Origin of the sequence: Absiella sp. AM09-50, from assembly GCF_003433845.1 — a bacterium.
In the GTDB taxonomy this organism is placed as follows: Bacteria; Bacillota_I; Bacilli_A; order Erysipelotrichales; family Erysipelotrichaceae; genus Hoskinsella; species Hoskinsella hominis.
Map to the genome: position 1 here is coordinate 19309 of NZ_QVFI01000020.1, position 18593 is coordinate 37901.

Annotated in this window: 18 protein-coding genes; 2 read left to right on the forward strand and 16 right to left on the reverse strand. The window is 37.8% G+C overall.

Annotated elements, in window-relative coordinates:
• Window positions 1–102: 102 nt before the first annotated feature.
• From DW114_RS15115 to DW114_RS15140, 6 genes are all read right to left on the reverse strand, one after another.
• Window positions 103–588 carry a GNAT family N-acetyltransferase gene (locus DW114_RS15115; RefSeq protein ID WP_117454577.1) on the reverse strand — a complete coding sequence of 162 codons (486 nt, stop codon included), beginning with the start codon at window positions 586–588 and terminating at the stop codon, window positions 103–105.
• The gene (locus tag DW114_RS15120; RefSeq protein ID WP_117454578.1) at window positions 588–2789 is read right to left on the reverse strand and encodes a RelA/SpoT family protein; all 2202 of its coding nucleotides are present in this window, start codon (window positions 2787–2789) and stop codon (window positions 588–590) included. Before DW114_RS15120 ends, DW114_RS15115 begins: the two co-directional genes overlap by 1 nt.
• Before the next feature lie 41 nt (window positions 2790–2830).
• Entirely contained in the window at window positions 2831–3346 is a 516-nt protein-coding gene (locus tag DW114_RS15125) for an adenine phosphoribosyltransferase (protein WP_117454579.1), read from the reverse strand.
• A gap of 53 nt (window positions 3347–3399) precedes the next feature.
• On the reverse strand, window positions 3400–5010 hold the full coding sequence (locus DW114_RS15130; RefSeq protein WP_117454580.1) for a single-stranded-DNA-specific exonuclease RecJ: 1611 nt from the start codon (window positions 5008–5010) through the stop codon (window positions 3400–3402).
• Window positions 5011–5103: 93 nt separating this feature from the next.
• Window positions 5104–7389, reverse strand: coding sequence for a protein translocase subunit SecD (secD, locus tag DW114_RS15135; protein WP_117454581.1), 2286 nt, complete (start codon window positions 7387–7389; stop codon window positions 5104–5106).
• On the reverse strand, window positions 7386–7676 hold the full coding sequence (locus tag DW114_RS15140; protein ID WP_117454582.1) for a post-transcriptional regulator: 291 nt from the start codon (window positions 7674–7676) through the stop codon (window positions 7386–7388). The genes secD and DW114_RS15140 overlap by 4 nt, the downstream gene beginning before the upstream one ends.
• Before the next feature lie 196 nt (window positions 7677–7872).
• On the opposite strand from DW114_RS15140, the gene DW114_RS15145 reads away from it, so the two are divergent.
• A complete protein-coding gene (locus tag DW114_RS15145; protein WP_117454583.1) occupies window positions 7873–9174 on the forward strand; it encodes an oligosaccharide flippase family protein in 1302 nt (433 codons plus the stop codon).
• Here DW114_RS15145 and DW114_RS15150 read toward each other — a convergent pair.
• The gene (locus tag DW114_RS15150) at window positions 9155–9817 is read right to left on the reverse strand and encodes a DUF421 domain-containing protein (RefSeq protein WP_117454584.1); all 663 of its coding nucleotides are present in this window, start codon (window positions 9815–9817) and stop codon (window positions 9155–9157) included. The genes DW114_RS15145 and DW114_RS15150 overlap by 20 nt on opposite strands.
• Window positions 9818–9877: 60 nt before the next feature.
• On the opposite strand from DW114_RS15150, the gene DW114_RS15155 reads away from it, so the two are divergent.
• The gene (locus DW114_RS15155; protein WP_117454585.1) at window positions 9878–10234 is read left to right on the forward strand and encodes a TIGR04086 family membrane protein; all 357 of its coding nucleotides are present in this window, start codon (window positions 9878–9880) and stop codon (window positions 10232–10234) included.
• Here the strand turns inward: DW114_RS15155 and ruvB are convergent.
• From ruvB to DW114_RS15200, 9 genes are all read right to left on the reverse strand, one after another.
• Window positions 10231–11244, reverse strand: coding sequence for a Holliday junction branch migration DNA helicase RuvB (gene ruvB, locus DW114_RS15160; protein ID WP_117454586.1), 1014 nt, complete (start codon window positions 11242–11244; stop codon window positions 10231–10233). The two genes, DW114_RS15155 and ruvB, sit on opposite strands and share 4 nt — an antisense overlap.
• Before the next feature lie 3 nt (window positions 11245–11247).
• Window positions 11248–11829 carry a Holliday junction branch migration protein RuvA gene (ruvA, locus tag DW114_RS15165; RefSeq protein ID WP_117454587.1) on the reverse strand — a complete coding sequence of 194 codons (582 nt, stop codon included), beginning with the start codon at window positions 11827–11829 and terminating at the stop codon, window positions 11248–11250.
• Between the two features lie 16 nt (window positions 11830–11845).
• Window positions 11846–13240, reverse strand: a complete 1395-nt coding sequence (locus DW114_RS15170) for an MATE family efflux transporter (protein ID WP_187426208.1) — start codon at window positions 13238–13240, stop codon at window positions 11846–11848.
• Between the two features lie 76 nt (window positions 13241–13316).
• Window positions 13317–13883 (reverse strand): hypothetical protein, encoded by a 567-nt coding sequence (locus DW114_RS15175; protein ID WP_117454588.1) that lies wholly within the window; start codon window positions 13881–13883, stop codon window positions 13317–13319.
• Complete coding sequence (locus DW114_RS15180) at window positions 13880–14470, reverse strand: hypothetical protein (protein ID WP_117454589.1); 591 nt, start codon at window positions 14468–14470, stop codon at window positions 13880–13882. The genes DW114_RS15175 and DW114_RS15180 overlap by 4 nt, the downstream gene beginning before the upstream one ends.
• Before the next feature lie 75 nt (window positions 14471–14545).
• On the reverse strand, window positions 14546–15103 hold the full coding sequence (locus tag DW114_RS15185) for a nucleotidyltransferase family protein (protein WP_117454590.1): 558 nt from the start codon (window positions 15101–15103) through the stop codon (window positions 14546–14548).
• Window positions 15093–17369 carry a xanthine dehydrogenase family protein molybdopterin-binding subunit gene (locus DW114_RS15190; protein WP_117454591.1) on the reverse strand — a complete coding sequence of 759 codons (2277 nt, stop codon included), beginning with the start codon at window positions 17367–17369 and terminating at the stop codon, window positions 15093–15095. Before DW114_RS15190 ends, DW114_RS15185 begins: the two co-directional genes overlap by 11 nt.
• On the reverse strand, window positions 17366–17830 hold the full coding sequence (locus tag DW114_RS15195) for a (2Fe-2S)-binding protein (protein ID WP_117454592.1): 465 nt from the start codon (window positions 17828–17830) through the stop codon (window positions 17366–17368). The genes DW114_RS15190 and DW114_RS15195 overlap by 4 nt, the downstream gene beginning before the upstream one ends.
• Window positions 17821–18591, reverse strand: a complete 771-nt coding sequence (locus tag DW114_RS15200) for an FAD binding domain-containing protein (protein ID WP_243205884.1) — start codon at window positions 18589–18591, stop codon at window positions 17821–17823. The genes DW114_RS15195 and DW114_RS15200 overlap by 10 nt, the downstream gene beginning before the upstream one ends.
• Window positions 18592–18593: the final 2 nt, after the last annotated feature.

Below are 18593 nucleotides of genomic sequence, written 5' to 3' on the forward strand. Positions count from 1 at the left end.
CCGCCATTATTTTAGCATATCCCCTCATTTTTTGTCAGCAACCATACGTGGCATTTGCGCTACCCTTTGTGGACATAAGAAAAGATGCAGATAATTCTGCATCTAAAATGGGTAATGATAAAGTGCGGTTGTAAATTCAGAAACAAATTGTCCTGTTTTCAATAATTTGAAGCCATTTCGTTCATACATCGCACGAAGCTTCGTTTTCTTTTCACGTACGTCAATCCGTACTTCTGGATAGCCTTCTTTTCTTCCCTTTTCCTTGAAAAAGGTAATCAGCGCATCCGCATATCCTTTACCGGAATGATGGGGATGTACAACGATTTTATGAAGATAAAGGGCAGCCCCTTTTGGCTCATCTGGCCAATATAATTCATCGATATCAACGATAAAGCATCCGCCAACAATTGTATTGTTTTCTTCTGCTACATAATAATCGTCAATCGTATATAATTGTGAAAAGCATTCCCAGCTTACCTGTTCTAAACGCCACTGATGCATGTCATGGCCATCGTTATATAATACACGATCATGATACATGGCTTCTATTGCGGGAATATCTTTTGTTGTCGCTTTACGAATCTGCATTACTGAATCACTCTTTCTACGGTGCGTACACTATTGATTTTTCTTAAATTTGCCATCAGTGTATGAAGATGTTCGGCGTTTTCTACAACGACCGTCATTTTTGTGGTAGCACTGATCTGGTCTTCATCTACAGTAGAATCTACATGTTGTAGACCTGCCTTGCATTGTGATACCACTGTCACAATATCACTTAACAGATAATTACGGTCGCTGGAATGAATGATCAGCTTGACTTCATAAGTTTTCTGTTCAAGATTTTCATCCCATTCCACGGCAATCAAACGTTTCTTTTCATTGATGACGTTTGGACAGTCGCTGCGATGTACCTTGACACCGGCGCCTTTGGTGATATATCCAACAATATCATCTCCTGGTACAGGTGAGCAGCAATTTGCCAGTGTGATTTTCATCGAATCAATGCCAGCCACTCGAATACCAGTACTGCTGACTTTACGTTTACGATCCTGTCGGTTAAACATACGCTGTAATTCTTCATTATCAATCGGAACACTTGTTTTGTGTTTTACCAAACGATCAATAACCGCTGGCAAAGATACCTGTTTTACCCCAATCGCAAACATCAGATCCTGATAAGAATTAAAGCTTAAGCTTCCGGCGATACTTTCTACTTTCTTTTGATCGGTATAAGTTTCTACATCAAGATTACGTTTTTTCAGTTCATCCTGAAGCATTTCTTCACCTTTTTTGATATCCAGATTGCGTCGTTCATTTTCCTGTTTTTGGAAGAAGGAACGTATCTTATTTCTGGCATGTGCACTTTTAACAATTTTGATCCAGTCTTCACTTGGCCCAGGTGATTGTTTACTTGTACGAATGGATACAACATCGCCTGTTTTCAATTTGGTATTTAAAGGTAACAGCACTCCATTGATGGTTGCGCCAACGGTATGATGCCCCACCTCTGTATGTACACGATATGCGAAATCAATCGGTGTAGAACCATTTGGCAAAGCAATTACTTTTCCTTTTGGTGTCATACAGTATACATTCGCTTCAAAGATATCCTTTTGTAGAAGATTCATATACTCCATAGAATCATCATTGACATCATCACTCATCACACTGAAATCTTTCAGCCAGTGCAATTGTTCTTCGATTTCTGACTGGTTGACTTCACGTCCGCCATTCATATTTTCCTTGTAACGCCAATGTGCAGCAATCCCTTGCTCCGCTACTTCATCCATCGATTCTGTACGTATCTGTATTTCAAATATATTGCCATCATCCGCAACGATGGTACTGTGTAAGGATTGATACATATTCATCTTTGGCATAGCGATATAATCTTTGAAACGACCTGGTATCGGGCGATATTTCGCATGTATATACCCTAATATTTCATAACATGCCGTATCACTGTCTGTAATGATACGAATCGCCAATAAATCTAGAATTTCTTCAAACCGTTTGTTTTTGGTTTTCATCTTTTTATAAATACTGTACAGATGTTTACTACGTCCAAAGATACGATATTGAATATGATGATCATCCAGCAGATCACTGATTTCTTTGATCATCCGCTGTACCTGTTCATCACGCTCTGCTTTACGTTTTTCTACCAATCGCGCAATTTCATAGTATTTCTCTTTATTTAAGTATTGAAATGATAAATCCTCCAGCTCATTTTTGATATCGCTGATACCTAGACGATGTGCAATTGGCGCATAGACATCCAATGTTTCTGCGGCAATCTTTTTCTGTTTTTCCGGCGTCATATATTGTAATGTTCGCATATTGTGCAAACGATCTGCCAATTTAATCAAAATGACACGCACATCTTTTGCCATCGCAATAAAAATCTTTCGATGGTTGCTGGCAAGATATTCTTTTTCATCCTTAAATTTAAGATTCCCTATTTTTGTGACAGAATCAACTAAAGATGCCACTTCATTTCCAAACATCTCTGTGATTTCTTCTAGTGTAACATCGCAGTCTTCCACCACATCATGTAAAAGACCAGCCGCTATCGTTCTAGGCCCTGTCCTTAACAACGACAAAATGTACCCGACTTGTATCGCATGGATAATATATGGTTCTCCACTTTTACGATATTGTCCGGTATGATTCTTCTCAGCACATAAATATGCCCGTGTGATCAGATCGATGTTTTCTTCTTTTTTGATGTACTTTTTAACTTCCGACATCATTTCGTCAAAAGTTACCACCTGACTACTTACCATACACTTATCACCCACATTCTAAAAAAGGGGAACACCCCTTCTTATTCGTAAGACATCAAAGCAAATACAGGATATTCCTTTAAATGCTCTCTGCCGTTTAATCCAGCCAGCTCTATCAAAAAGGCACATCCGGCAACGACACCACCCAGCTCTTTTACCATCTGAATGGTTGCATCCACAGTACCACCGGTTGCAAGCAGATCATCAACGATCAATACACGCTGTCCTTTTTTGATACTGTCTTTATGTACCTGCAGCTCATTGCTGCCATATTCCAAATCATAAGAAACACTGACTGTTTCTCTTGGAAGCTTTCCTGGTTTACGAACAGGAACAAAACCGATTCCAAGTTCATAAGCAACCGGACATCCAAAGATGAATCCTCTTGATTCAGGTCCAACCACAACTTCTGCATTTACTTCTTTTGCGAATGCAATGATTTCATCACATGCTTTTTTAAATACATCACCATCTGCCATTAATGGTGTTACATCACGAAATAAAATGCCATCCTGTGGAAAATCTGGAATATCCGCAATATAATCTTTATAATTCATAAAGTAATAGCCTCCTTAAAATACTTCTTCATTATAGCAAATTTAAAAGGCATTTAAAATGCCTCTCTTACAAAAATATTCACTTTTTTCTTTCCCATGAAACGATTTATGGAAATTGTTCCAATAAAATTCATAGATTTTCTTTCAAAAAATGTATCATATGCTGTCTTATCATGAAACAATACTGCTTCTACTGTTTCATTGATGACCCATTTGACATGCTCTCCATTTCCCATTGGCTTGATTTGTTCAACCGCTACATTTTGAAGATAGAATAATGGTTCATCAAAGCCATGACCAAAGGGTGCCAGTTTCTGCAGGCTTTCTACCTCCAGAATACTGACCTCCTGAATTGTTAAAGGAATGACTTCATATTCATCTTCACAAGGTGTGATACAGGTTTTGGCTTTTTCATTTAAATAATCCTGTACATCCTGTTTATTTTCAATTCGAAAGCCAATACCAGCTGCTGCTTTATGTCCTCCATAACTGTCTAATACATCCATACATTCATCAAAAAATGTGGTTAGATCCAGATACCCTTGTGATCGGATACTGCCTTTTAATAATTCTTCATGTCTGCTTAATACCATGACCGGCTTTTTGATCTCTTCTGAAAGTTTTCCTGCCACAAGGCCTACAATACCTTCATGGAAACTGTCATGATACAACATCTGAAAATCATATTCGGGATGAATTAATGATTTAGCTGTTTCTACCATTTCATCACTCATTTTTTTACGATGTTCATTTAACTGCTGGATTTGTTTGGACACACGCTGTATTTCTTCTGCATTTTGAAGCAGTAAATATCTGACCATATTATTCACATTGACCTTATCTGCTAAACGCCCCATGACGTTTAATTTTGGTACGACCTGAAAAGCAATCAATGTTTCATCCCATTTGGGATAACGATCATTTGCTAATGCCTGAATTGGTTTACAGACACCCTGTTTTAAATACTGGATTCCAATACGTACAATATCTCGGGTTTCATTTTTTAATGTCATTACATCCGCAATAGAGGCAACTGCTGCCAGTACAATGTGTTCTTTGATATCTCCCAATAAAGCACGGGATATCTCTAAAGCCACACCAGCACCGCTAAGATATTGAAATTCCTCGCCCATTGTAAATGGGTGTAGCAGTAAAGAAGCTTCTACTTCCGCTTCTTCCATATCGTGATGGTCAGTGACAATGACATCCAATCCCCGCTTTTTTGCCTCTTGTAAAGCATCAAAAGCTTTCACTCCATTGTCTACTGTAATCAATAAGCGATATCCTTTTTCATCTGCCATCTTCACGGTATCAGGATGTAAACCATATCCTTGTTTAAATCGATCAGGTATATAAAAGCCACAGGCAATGCCAAACTGGCGCAAGGCATCAAATAATATCGTCGTCGCACAGATGCCATCTGCATCATAATCGCCACAGATCAACACTTTTTCATGATTGGCTTTTGCCTGCTTAATACGTGCAATGACTTCTGGCATATGTATCGCACACATCGGATCATGTAGGATGGGGGCAGATAAAATCTGGGATATCTGTGTATAGTCCAACTGTTTAGCGGACAACACTTTCGCACATAAATGGGAAAGATGTAAGGTATTTTGTATTTCTTCTGTTTTTGATATATCTTGTAATGTTATTTTCATGTAATTTATCACCTTGTCTATTGTATCATAATTCTTACAAAAACTCGTCAGAAATGCTAAAAGAAAAGATGGCGCATGTCCATCTTATTCGTTTTAGTAATCATTCATTCCTGGAATGATCATTTCTTCTATATCTTCTTTTTTACGTTTTTTCTTTGTATGCTTCTTAGGCTTGTGGTGGATACGAATCTGATACCACAGCTGTGCTGCGATAAATAAAGATGATCCAGCACCAAAGAACAATCCTATGAATAACATCAAACAGAATGTATTGATGGCATTACTTCCCATCAACAACAATGTGATAACTGGCATCATCGTTGTTAATGTAGAAAGAATAGAACGTGTTGCTGTCTTCTGCAATGCATCATTAACAATTTCTTTATATCTTTCTTTTGTGATAACTTCATGCTTATTAGCTTTTACATTGTCACGTATTCTATCAAATACAACAATTGAGTTATTAATAGAATAACCAATGATCGTTAGTAATACCGCGATAATTTCTGTATTCATTTCCAAACGCAGAATTGCACAGAATGCTATCATGACCAACAAGTCATGAATCAGGGCAACGATACCACTGATTGCATAATCCCATTTGAAACGGAATGAGATATAAATCATAATACCGATCCATGCCAGAATAGAAATCAAGAATGCATTTTTCACTAACTGACGTCCAATAATTGGTGTTACGGTATTGTCATTTACATCATGATGATAAATATCTTTCAGACTTGCTTTAACGCTGTCCATTTTTTCTGTTTCAATTGCTTCTTTTACGAATACAGTTGCAGTTGTATCGCCTTTTCCATTGATCTTAATACTCTTAGTATTGATACCAAGATCTTTTAACTGGTCTTTTAATGTAGATGCGTTAATTGCATCATCACTTACCACTGTGATTTTTGTACCACTAGTAAAGTCAATGCCAAGATTTAAAGCTTCATTGCCATTAAAGCCATTGAAAGCCATAAAGCCGATACCAATCACCAATACACTGATTGTCACAGTAATAAAGTATCTTGCTTTTCCAACAAAATCAAATTTTGCGAATTTTCCATAATAGAAACGTTCTTCACCTTTGTTTACATCTGGTACACGTGTTTCTTTTACACCAAACAGTTTTAATTTACCATCCAGACATCCACTGTCAACCAACATCTTTAAGAAGAATTTTGCCACAAATACGATCAATAACAATGTAGAAATTGTAGATACAATCAACATTGTCGCAAATCCTTTGACACTTCCTGTACCTAATAAATACAGAATCAGTGCGGAAATAAAAGTTGTGAACTGAGCATCAAAAATAGTAATAAAAGATTTACTTGTTCCTTCATAGAAGGCTGTTTTTACACTTCTTCCAGAATACAATCCATCACGGATTCGTTCAAATGTTAAGATATTGGAGTCTGCCGCCATACCAACACCCAACACTAATGCAGCAATTCCAGATAGTGTAAATACACCACCCATCAGATTATAAATCAGGAATACAACAAATACATAAACAGCAATGGTGATTGCGGAAATGATTCCTGGTAACTGATAGTATAAAATCATAAACAACATAATGGCAATTACACCTACTGCACCAGCCATCATTGTGGATTCAAAAGCATTCATACCATAGTCTGCTGTTACTGCATTGGTATATTCTTCACTCATCTTCACTGGCAAGGAACCAGAATTGATCAAATCTTTTAATTCTGTTGCCTCTTCTTTTGTAAAGTTACCAGAGATTTGTACAGTATTGCTGTTTAATCCTTCTTTTACAGTTGCCGCAGAAACATAATTTGGTTTTTCTGTCTTGCTTTCTGCTGCATAGGAATCTTTTGTTTCATCAAAGTCTAACCATGTTACCATCAGATTGGAGCCAGTGCCCATTGCAGCAACCTTCTTTGTAGCTTCATAGAATTTCTCTGTATCTTTTACTTTTAGATTTACAAGATAACGGCCGTACTCATCTGTTCCAAGTGTTGCGCCGCCTTCTTCAAGTACGCTGGCATCCATCAACAGATTGTCGTTGATATCACGGAATGTCAGGTTAGCTGTTGTTGAAATGATACGTCTTGCTTCATCTGCATCTTTAACACCAGCCAATTGTACACGAATCTGATCATCACCTTCGACTGTGATTTCAGGTTCGTTGACACCTAATACGTCAATACGCTTGTTAATGGATTCTGCTACAGCTGTCATATCCGGCAATGTTTTGCCTTCTAACGGTGTGATTTTATAAAGAATTTCAAAACCACCCTGCAGATCCAGTCCCAATCTCATATTTTTTGCAATCCATGGACTTCCAAAAATCATCATTACCACAACGGTCACAATGGAAATACCAAAGACTACCAAACGGGATTTTTTCATTGCTTATCTCCTCCAAACAAGTCATCAAAGTCATTAATCTTCATTTTAGAACCCGCAATGATCGCCTCCGTAGACAAATAGGCAACCACTTCGTTTGCATCGATTTTCATTACATCATCTATGGCTTCATGAAAGCTTTTGGGCTTTTGAAACTTCCATTTTGCGATTAATGCACTTTCTACATGCTGATATGTTAAAGAAGACAACTGAGTTCTCTGAAGTTCGCTTGTTTTCAGGGTAATCGCTAATTTCAGATATTTATCATCAATGTTATTCTGAATCTCCATAGTCTCCTCCTCAATATCGCTGTTTAATATTATAGCATTATTTTATTTGATTGCACATTGTTTTTTTAAATTTTACATATCCTTATGTATCTTGCCCTCATGTACCATCCTATGTATACACACTTTCTTTTATGTATATGTGCCATTTACATATTTTAAAAATCTGTTCATATACTGTATCGAAAGCAGGTGCTTTATGAAAAAAACGATCATCCGATCTACTTTCTATCTTGTCATATTATCCGTTATCGCCAAGGCATTATCCTTTATTGTCCGTATCCTATTAGCCCGCAAGTTAAGTGGCGATGCTATGAATTATTATTCTCTCGCCTCTTCTACCATGGTATTTATGATCACCCTTGCTCAAATGGGTATTCCCAATGCCTTAAGCAAGGTCATTGCCCAAAGTCACAATCCTCATAAACCATTAAAGGCAGCTATCTTTTTATCTGTCTGCAGTAATGTGATTATTATCATGTTGTTTCTGTTTGCCATTCCTTTTATGGCACATGTGATATTAAAACAGGATGTGATTCTGCCTGTTTTATATGCGATATTGCCTTTGATTCCAATTGTTACGATATCCGGCATATTAAAAGGGTATTTATTTGGCATACAGCGTCATATGTCTGCGACTGCATGCCAGTTGTTTGAAGAAGGCAGCCGTATTATCTTTCTGTTGATCATCTTTGATCGATATCCTTTGCTGGATGCTGTATCCATGGCACGTTTGGCGATGATATCCATTAGTGTTGGCGAAGTATTTAGTTCTATCTACATGTTGTTATCATTATTGATAAAAAAAAGAACACCGCTTCATGTTCCTGCCTTATTCCATGATCTGCAACGAAAAAACTTTGATGAAGTCTTACATGTATCCATTCCTATGACAGGCAGTCGCCTGATTGGTTCGCTTACCTATTTTTTAGAACCGATTGTCATGGTTTATGGTTTATCTGCCCTACAATCCCAGGCGATGATCAATGCTTATGGTTCTGTGAATGGCTATATTCTTCCCATCATTACCATGCCTTCCTTTTTGACCATTACCTTAAGCAACTTTTTATTGCCTTCTTTTACGTATCATTATACAAGACATCATGAAGCACAGGCGAATAAGCTGTTTACCACTATTTTAGGATGTTGTTTTCTTGTGGGGATGGGATGCAGTGTCATTTGTTATTTTTATAATGAAGAATTGTTACAGCTGTTTTATCATACAAATAAAGGCGCATTATTGTTGAAACAGATGGCTTGGCCTTTTGCATTATACGCCTTGCAGCCACCTTTATCCAGCATGCTTCATGCCCTCTCTTTAAGTAAAAAAACCGTATCAGATACCCTGGCAGGTTCCCTGATACGGATTGGCTGTGTTGCTTTTCTTTCTTCCCAGATTGGTCCTGCAGCATTAAGTATAGGGATCACTGCTGGTATGCTAGTCACAACCCTTATGCATGCATTTCGTTTGTTCTTTGCTTTTAGAAAAGCGTATTCCTAGATTTTATTTCTTTTTTAATCACAAAAAAGCCATTCTTCTGCCAAAGGCATAAAAACACATCAGACATGTTTTCTATGCCTTCTTTTTCCAGCTCTCGCTTTAACCAGGCACTGTCTTTATGTAAATCCTTTAATGCTTTCTCATTCACGGTTCCATCACTGATCAAAGGATCTGGATGTTTGACTTTACATTTATCCTTGGCAAGAATGCTTAATGTACCATTATTTTCTAATACCGCAAAAGCTACTTCATCTGGAGAACACAGATCCTTGCTTCTGATCTGACTCATTAAATCATCCATGCTGTAACGATTTTTCTGCATAGCTTCCTGATTTATATGACCATTATGAATCAAAATAACATCTTTACCATCAAATACATCTCTGGCTTTTTTACTTTTCAATAAGAACCAGGAAATAACAATTTGTAAAAACGCCAGTGTAAAGATAGGTACTAGTGATTTCATAATACTTTCATCCGCATCTGTAATACTGATAGCTAGTAATTCACTCATAACCAGATAAATGACGATATCAAATACACTCAATTCCCCTACCTCTCTTTTACCCATTAAACGTAATGCAATCACGATGACGATATACACCACAAAACATTTGACCATTAAATTAAGATATTCCTGCATTTGTCTTCCTCCTTGCATAGTTGACCACATTCACACATAGAATACATTGAGGTGAAACACTTGAAACAGATATGTAAAATATCATTGGAGTCTGTTGCACTCCTTTGTGCATCCACATTGTTATTTTCTCTTATTTTTGCGGCTTTATACTATTTTATGCTGATATCTACTTCCACCTTCCATATGGCTAACTGGATATGTGGGGTAATTGCATTTGTAATCGGTGGTGTTTTTCTGGGGATATTGGCACAAAAAAAAGCGTTGTTACACGCTTTTGTGATTGCTTTATTGCTTTTTATTTTATGTATGTTGCTTTCTCATAGCTATGAATTTATGTCTATTTTACAAACATTGAGTAAATGTTTGGCATATATTATTGGCTGTATGATTGCCTATGCAAAGTTTAAAAAAGCTTAATCCTCCAGCACAAACAGACCTTCTCGTAAGTCATAGCCTAAATGCTGGTATGCTTTTTCCGTCACAACACGTCCTCTAGGTGTACGGTTGATAAAACCAATCTGTAAAAGATATGGTTCATACACATCTTCCAGTGTCATTGTTTCTTCTCCAATACTGCTGGCAAGAGCATCCAGACCAACAGGTCCACCTTTGAAACGTTCAATGATACCCTTAAGATATTTATGGTCAACGGCATCTAAGCCTAAGTGGTCAACTTTCAGTTTATCAAGTGCCATTGCGGCAATCTCTAATGAGATATAGCCATCATTCATCACCTGTGCAAAATCTCGCACCCTGCGAAATAAACGATTGGCGATACGTGGTGTTCCTCTGCTTCTTCTAGCGATTTCCAAGACTGCTTCTTCATCGATATCGGTATCCATGACACGAGCAGTTCTTCTTAAAATCTGCATCAGTTCCTCCAAGGTATAAAATTCCAATTGGGAAACGATACCAAAACGATCACGCAAGGGAGCTGTTAAATCACCTGCACGTGTCGTTGCACCTACCAATGTAAACGGTGGTAAATCCAAACGGATGCTTCTTACGGATGCACTGTCTTTTCCTACCACGATATCAATGCAGTAATCTTCCATGGCAGGATACAGAATTTCTTCTACCTGTTTAGGAAGACGATGAATTTCATCGATGAATAACACATCTCCAGCTTCTAATGTAGATAAGATTGCGGCTAAATCGCCGCTTTTTTCTATGGATGGTCCACTGGTTGTTTTGATATTGCCACCCATTTCATTTGCTAGAATATAGGATAAAGTTGTTTTCCCAAGTCCTGGAGGACCATACAACAATACATGGTCCAATGCTTCATTTCGCTGTTTGGCTGCTTCAATAAAAATTGACAGATTTTCTTTTAACTGTGTCTGTCCGATATATTCCTTCAGGCTTTGTGGACGCAAAGACGCATCTTCATCAAAGCTTTGATGTTCATTTGATAATACTCGCTCCATTTGCTAGACTCCTTTTCTTTTCGCTAACATTGTCAAAGCGCTTCTTACATACTGATCAGAAGTTTTATGATCTAACGCTAATAATTCTTTTTTGATGCTGTTTAATTCACTTGTCTTATATCCCAGTGCTTTTAAAGCCTCGATTGCATCCGCAAGTTCCAAGTTTTCTTCTACTTCGATTTCACTTACTTCTTCCACTAATTTGCCTTTTAAATCTAATACAATCTGGGAAGCTGTTTTTGCGCCGATGCCAGGCAGTGATTTCAATTTCTTCACATCATTTTGTTCGATTGCCATGATCATTTCCTTCGCAGGACATACGCCCAGCATTGCTAAAGCGGTTTTTGGTCCTACTCCCTTAACTGATATCAGCTGTAAGAATAAATCATGTTCCTCCATCGTTGTAAACCCAAACAGGGTCAGTGCGTCTTCACGAACATGCATATATGTATACAATGTCACTTCGGCGTTTAATTTCACTGCCGCTGGATTAGAGATATATACACGATATCCCATCCCGTTATTTTCAATAATCAAAGAATCATTGGTATAGCTGTGTATTACACCTTTTATAAATGCTATCATACTTATCACCTGCCCTTTATTGTACCATAGACATCTCTTCAAGACTAGCGATTCTGTCATCTCTTGCTGGAAGTTTTCGATACACACTGACAAGCATCGTAAGAAAGCTTGCACTTCCTCCTATAAAATTACTGATCGGTTCTGCCAGAAATACGCCCATCACACCAAGGGATGGTATGGTAGGAAGCCATAAAGTCAATGGCACTACGATGATGACTTTACGAAATAAAGAGAAGAAGATTGCCTGTCGGCTTTTATTTAAAGCCACAAAGCTTGATTGTCCACAGAATTGAAAAGCCATCATAAAATAGCCAAAATAATACAACCGTACTGCCGGTACACCTTTTTCAAGCAGTAATGCATCATCATTAAATATTTTAATAAAGATATCTGGTATCGCCAGAGTGATTAACCACATGATCACCATATAGCTGACACAGACGACACTCATAAAGCGAATACATTTTTTTACCCGTCTAAAACATCCTGCGCCATAATTAAAGCTCATAACCGGTTGGGAACCATTGGTGATTCCACTAACCGGCATCGTGATGACTTCACGGATGGAATTTAAAACGGTCATGACACTGATGTAAATATCCCCGCCATATTGTTGTAAGGTCGCATTACATACAATTTGTACAAGGCTGTTTGTGATAGCCATCACAAAACCAGACATTCCTAGTGTTATAATTTCTTTAACAAGACAAAGCTTTAAATGCATGGATTCACGTTTTAGTTTTATAATCGTATCCCCACCGCTTAGAAAATACAATACCCATAGCGCAGATACAAATTGTGAAATAATTGTCGCAATCGCCGCACCTTTGACACCTAAATCAAAGACAAAGATAAATAATGGATCTAATACCAAATTTAAAATGGCGCCTATGAGTACCGTATACATACCCGTTTTGCCAAAGCCCTGTGCATTGATAAAACTATTCATACCCAAAGAAATCATCACGAAGATACTGCCACATAAGTATATAGAAATATAATCGTTGGCATATGAGAATATCGTATCACTCGCACCAAATAGATAAAGGATTGGCTCCTTAAATAAAAAGATCACAATGGTCAATATAATACCACATATAATTAATAACGCAAATGAATTCCCCATGATTTCTTCTGCTTTACTCTGATTGTTTTTTCCCCGTTCAATGGAAAACAGTGGTGCACCACCCATACCAATCAGATTCGCAAAAGCTATGACAATTGTGATAATTGGAAATGTGATACCCACCCCAGCTAATGCATGGCTGGCCACATGTGGCAAACGACCGATATACACACGGTCAATGATGTTGTATAACACATTGATGAGTTGTGCTAATGTCATCGGCACTGCTAGATTCAGTATATTTCTTGAAATCTTTCCTTTTGTAAAATCATTTTTTTCCATCATAAAACACTCTTTTCTATCCAAATTTACGTTTATTATATCACGTATGTCAATCGTATGATAAGGAAAGAAAAAAGTGTTACAGTGAATCAATGATCATTTCAAATAGCTGGCCCAGGTGAAATATTCCTTTCGATACGCCATAAAAGAAGTTTATGATCAAAATCATGATTGCCCCCAGCATCAAACTACCTGCAAGTGAGCTTGGCAGTTTACAGAAAAAAGATATACACAATAAGATCATCATGGCGATATTGACACTGATCAGCTTACGATATAAAGTTTCTTCATATCTTCTTAACACATGCAGAAAATTGGTTAGATTTCCATATTGGTCTTCAATACCCAGACTTGTAATATCCTTTGTATCAAATGGATGCTGTGTTATAATCACTGTATCTTTTATTTTGCGTTTATGATTATGTAAGTCTGTTTCAATTGCTTCTATCCCTTTATGATATACAACATCATTTATATATCCATAAGCTTTTAAGCTTTTTAAACGTTCTAACTCCATAGCAGATTCGACACATACGATCATTTTTTTATGATGATCTGCGAAATACTGGAATAATTCCTCTACTTCTTCACAATGCATGATATAGGCATCGACATATATCCATTGTTTCCACGTAAAGTTGATCATGAAAGCTCCCACCAATCAAACATTTCCAATAGAAATGCACCAATGGTATACACACCGCGATACAAACCAAAAAGAAAACTTATGCCAATGCAGATTGCGCACATAACGATATATAAAGGACCATTTGGCATTGTCAATACTCCATGATATACAATCTGTGTGATGATAAATACACAAAGCAAGACAATGGTTGTCAAAATGGTAAACAACATACGATCATACAAAAATTTATAATGAATAAAACGTTCCGGACTGCCATATTCCACAATGGTATCCACCTGTTCAACACCAGGCATCCATTCATGTGGATCACCCATAATCGATACACACAGCGATTGTTTAATCTTATGATATTTTGCGATATCAGGTGTCATTCCCCATATTCCAATATCCATATTCTGAACAGCATATGCCATATAATCAAATAACTCATGCTTTCTCATTTCTTCTTCCTCTTGTTCATCCTTGACTACTAATACCATTTGTATGTGACGTTTGGCAAACAGCTGAAATAAATCTTCTGCATTGGATGCTAAAAATACATCCACACCAATATACGCACGTTTTTTCCCAGCAAAGTTAATCATACCCGACCCTTCTTTCTGCTTTATATAAAGTATATACCATAAATAGCATATGCACAACAAAAAAATCTGAAGACTTTAAAAAATCTTCAGATTTGCTTTTGTATCAACATCATATAGCTCATGTTCATCCACTTCCCACAATATGCATGCTTCTTTATGACGGTGCACCACTTTTTTTCCACCAACATCTCCCACCAGCGATAAAAGCTCTTCATAATACGCAGCTGGAAAAATAATTGGGTTTTTTATAATACCATGTGTAGATGCACACAAAATATGGGTGCCATCAAAATGCTCACATAATGCTTTGATGCTGTCGGTCTTCAACCATGGCTGATCTCCTGCCAAAAACATACAGCCATCAGATGTTAGACTTGCTTCTAATCCAAGATGCAGGGAATATGAGATTCCTTTTTCAGGACTTGGATTATATACCACAACAAAGTCGTATTGTTTCGCTAATGCTTCTACTTTTTTATATTGTGTCACAACAATAACTTGATCAAAACATGCTTTGGGGATATGTTGAAACACATGCTCCACAAGAGCGATTCCATGATATGGATATAACAGTTTGTTTTCCTGAAACCTTGTACTGTTTCCAGCAGCTAAAATGACTAAATTAATCTTCATCCTGTTTCAGTAATACTTTTTCAGCAGTGATTGGCAAGGTTCTTACATGCATGCCGCTTGCATGGGCAACAGCTGAAGCAATCGCAGGAGATGGTGTATTGATGACAACTTCTCCAATGGATTTTGCGCCAAATGGACCACTGTCTTCATAGCTGCTTTCAAAATCTACACGAATTCTTCCTACATCCAAACGTGTCGGTATCTTGTATTGCATAAAGGAATTATTACGCATTTTTCCTGTATCGCTATAGGTAACATCTTCATATAAAGCCATTCCTATTCCTTGTGCGATACCACCTTCTACCTGAATTCTGGCAAGGTTTGGATTGATGATAGTACCACTATCCACAACCGCAACATAATCCACCATAGTGATTTCACCTGTAAGTTTATCCACGTCAACCTCGGCAATACCTGCCATAAAAGGAGGTGGAGATGTTGGTGAACAATGGGATGCATTTGCAATCAGACAAGCACCTTTGCCACCCGCAAAACAGATATTCGCAAAATCTGACAAGCTCATTTCTTTACCATCTTCAATTGCATATATTTTTTTACCATCAAAGCTGATATGTTCTTTTTCTACCTCCATCAATACAGCTGCTTCTTCTATGATTTGTTTCTTTAAGACTTCACAGGCTTTTACCACAGACATTCCTGTCACATAAGTAGTCGCAGAAGCATAAGAGCCGGTATCATATGGGGATGCATCGGTATCTACACCTTGTGTTACAATCTGATCAACATCACATTCTAAACATTCTGCGGCCATCTGTGCCAAAATTGTATCACAGCCCGTACCCATATCTGTTGCACCGATTGCCAGAGTATAAAAGCCATCATCCTGTAATTTGATAATAACAGAAGCGATATCCACATTTGCAATTCCACTTCCCTGCATAGACAAGGCAACCCCTAATCCACGCATCTTATCTCCCATATCACGCACGATGCCTTTTTCTTTCCAGCCAATCATATCCATGGCTTTCTTCAGGCAGCGATCTAATGCACAGGCATTTAATTGTTCTCCATAATACTGTGGCATGACTTCGCCTTCTTTAACCATATTCATAAAGCGTAATTCACATGGATCCAAATGCAAAGCTTCCGCAAGTTCATTGACTGCGGATTCCACCGCAAACTGTCCCTGCGTTGCGCCATATCCTCGATATGCCCCTGCCTGCATCGTATTGGTATATACAACATCAAAGTGGAACCGTGATGCTAGCATATGATTATAAATTGGCAAGGATTTATGACCACTTAATCCAACGGTTGTAGAACCATGTTCTCCATAAGCTCCGGTATTGGACAACGTATGTAAATCAATCGCAAGGATTTCTCCGTTTTGTTTTGCGCCAATCTTTACATGCATTTTCATTTCATGACGAGAATTGCTGGCAGTAAAAGTTTCTTCTCTTGTATAAACGATTTTACTTGGTTTCTTTAGTTTCCATGTCACAAATGCCGCAAAGATTTCACAACAGCCTGTCTGTTTTGCGCCAAAGCCTCCACCGATTCTTGGTTTTACAACACGTATCTTTGTTTTAGGAATACCCAAAGCATTTGATAACATACGGCGAACATGGAAGGGCACCTGCGTAGAGCTGACAACATTCAAACGATCAAATGCATCTACATAGGCATAAGAACGAAATGTTTCCATCATTGCCTGCGCATTGGCTTTGGTATGGTAATCACGTTCAAGGATAATATCACACTGATCAAATGCAGCATCTAAATCACCAACAACACTTTCATCGTGTGAACAGATATTACGCATCCGCTCATTTCCAATTTCACAAAGCGTTTTATAATTATCTTCTGGATGTACGATGACTTCATTATCGATTGCTTTTGTAAAGTCAAGAACAGCATCCAGCACTTCATATTCTACTTTGATTAATTTTAATGCTTTATTGACACATGCTTCATCTTTCCCTGCAACGATAGCAACTTCATCCCCTACATAACGAACAACATCTTCCAAAATCTGACGATCATATGGAGATGGTTCTGGGAAGGTCTGCCCAGCTAGGGTAAAACGCTCCTGTGGTACATCTTTATAGGTATAAACAGCTTCAATACCAGGCACTTTTTCTGCAAGTGTGGTATCGATCGATTTAATTTTTGCATGGGCATGAGGAGAACGTAGTAATTTAATGATCAGACAGTCTTTTAACGCAAGATCATCACAATAAACCGGCTTCCCGCTTAATAATGCATACGCGTCTTTTTTTACGATGGGCTGATTCACATATTTCATGCTTTCCCCTCCTTATCTCTTGCCAGGTATTTTTCAACAGCACGCAGCTGTCCCATATATCCTGTACAACGGCATAAGTTTCCGGCAAGGTAATGATTGATTTCATCAACATTTGGATGATCTAATTCTTTATCCATGGCAAGTACGTTCATGATAAGTCCAGGGGAACAAAAGCCACACTGTTCTGCGCCTTCATTTGCCATAAATACCGCAAACTCATGTGCTTCCTTTTCCAAGCCTTCCAATGTTGTGATTTCATGCCCGTTTGCACGTGCCACAAGCATGCCACAGGATAGAATCGGTTTTTCATCCATCCAGACAGTGCATAACCCACAATTACTCGTTTCACAGCCTCTTTTCACACTGTAACAGCCATGATCTCTTAAAAAATCTAGCAGCAGCATATCATCCTTGATATCCTCTTTGATCATGGTACCATTCACTTTGATCATTACCTGCATACACATCCTCCTAACTGCTTCATTGCTTTTTCCAAGAATGCATTTTTTAATGCTATACGATATGCCTTGCTACCACGCATATTATCCGCAAACAAATCATCACAAATACTTTGTTTCATCGTTTCTACATCACAATCCAGCGGGAAATCAAAACGCATGGCACGTTTTGGTCTTGCGCCAATACTGATACGATAAGCATCTTTTGTCTTTGCGATTGCCATATTCAAGGTAGAAATATCTGTCGCACTTTTTCGCATACACAGAAATAATGTTTCTAATTGCTCCTTGCGAATATAAATATGTGTTAAGATATCACGTTCATATTTCATTTGAGCATAGTCTTTGATATTGACTTTTCCTGTATGATACAGATATACATCACAATCCAAAACAAGTAAAACACTTAGAATATCAGAGAATCCAAAACGTGAATACAGCGAACCACCCAAGGTTGCCATATTACGAAACTGCACCCCTACGATATCCTGAAATGCACTTTGAAACAGCCCGTCGGTAAGTGCATTAAGACCTGGATGTAATTCCAGTTCACGAAGCGTTGTCATTGCGCCGATTGCAAAGCCATGTTCATCTTCTTTGATTTGATCCAGTCCTAAATCAGATAAATCAATACCTGTTGGAATACTTCGCTCCTGCATCTTCAACCACATCATTCCGGCGATGATCTGATTGTTTTTGTTTTTGGTTAAAAGCGTATATGCTTCTTCCAGACCTTTTGGTTTTACATATTGTAAAATTTGCAAAT

Bases quoted from the DNA above. Each gene is read 5' to 3' on its own strand.
- DW114_RS15115 (WP_117454577.1), bottom strand. From the start codon at position 588: ATGCAGATTCGTAAAGCGACAACAAAAGATATTCCCGCAATAGAAGCC.
- DW114_RS15120 (WP_117454578.1), bottom strand. From the start codon at position 2,789: ATGGTAAGTAGTCAGGTGGTAACTTTTGACGAAATGATGTCGGAAGTT.
- DW114_RS15125 (WP_117454579.1), bottom strand. From the start codon at position 3,346: ATGAATTATAAAGATTATATTGCGGATATTCCAGATTTTCCACAGGAT.
- DW114_RS15130 (WP_117454580.1), bottom strand. From the start codon at position 5,010: ATGAAAATAACATTACAAGATATATCAAAAACAGAAGAAATACAAAAT.
- secD (WP_117454581.1), bottom strand. From the start codon at position 7,389: ATGAAAAAATCCCGTTTGGTAGTCTTTGGTATTTCCATTGTGACCGTT.
- DW114_RS15140 (WP_117454582.1), bottom strand. From the start codon at position 7,676: ATGGAGATTCAGAATAACATTGATGATAAATATCTGAAATTAGCGATT.
- DW114_RS15145 (WP_117454583.1), top strand. From the start codon at position 7,873: ATGAAAAAAACGATCATCCGATCTACTTTCTATCTTGTCATATTATCC.
- DW114_RS15150 (WP_117454584.1), bottom strand. From the start codon at position 9,817: ATGCAGGAATATCTTAATTTAATGGTCAAATGTTTTGTGGTGTATATC.
- ruvB (WP_117454586.1), bottom strand. From the start codon at position 11,244: ATGGAGCGAGTATTATCAAATGAACATCAAAGCTTTGATGAAGATGCG.
- ruvA (WP_117454587.1), bottom strand. From the start codon at position 11,829: ATGATAGCATTTATAAAAGGTGTAATACACAGCTATACCAATGATTCT.
- DW114_RS15170 (WP_187426208.1), bottom strand. From the start codon at position 13,240: ATGATGGAAAAAAATGATTTTACAAAAGGAAAGATTTCAAGAAATATA.
- DW114_RS15175 (WP_117454588.1), bottom strand. From the start codon at position 13,883: ATGATCAACTTTACGTGGAAACAATGGATATATGTCGATGCCTATATC.
- DW114_RS15180 (WP_117454589.1), bottom strand. From the start codon at position 14,470: ATGATTAACTTTGCTGGGAAAAAACGTGCGTATATTGGTGTGGATGTA.
- DW114_RS15185 (WP_117454590.1), bottom strand. From the start codon at position 15,103: ATGAAGATTAATTTAGTCATTTTAGCTGCTGGAAACAGTACAAGGTTT.
- DW114_RS15190 (WP_117454591.1), bottom strand. From the start codon at position 17,369: ATGAAATATGTGAATCAGCCCATCGTAAAAAAAGACGCGTATGCATTA.
- DW114_RS15195 (WP_117454592.1), bottom strand. From the start codon at position 17,830: ATGCAGGTAATGATCAAAGTGAATGGTACCATGATCAAAGAGGATATC.